This is a genomic window from Leucobacter celer subsp. astrifaciens (genome assembly GCF_001273835.1).
GTDB lineage: Bacteria > Actinomycetota > Actinomycetes > Actinomycetales > Microbacteriaceae > Leucobacter > Leucobacter celer.
Map to the genome: position 1 here is coordinate 1 of NZ_JHEI01000119.1, position 255 is coordinate 255.

Consider the following 255-nt stretch of genomic DNA (forward strand, 5'->3'; position numbering starts at 1 on the left):
GGCATGATCCGCGGCGGTCACGTACAGACCGCGATCCTCGGCGCGCTGCAGGTTGCGGGCAACGGTGATCTCGCGAACTGGACGATCCCGGGCAAGCTCGTGAAGGGCATGGGCGGCGCTATGGATCTCGTCGCCGGAACACCGCGGGTGATCGTGATCACCGATCACGTCGCGAAGGACGGGTCGCCCAAGATCGTCGCCGAGTGCGACCTGCCGCTTACGGGAGTTGGAGTAGTTGATCGCATCATCTCCGAC

At 64.7% G+C, this 255-nt stretch carries 1 protein-coding gene; it reads left to right on the forward strand.

The window, feature by feature from the left end:
- On the forward strand, window positions 1-255 hold a 255-nt coding region (locus AMS65_RS00410), incomplete at both ends, for a CoA-transferase (protein WP_277620053.1).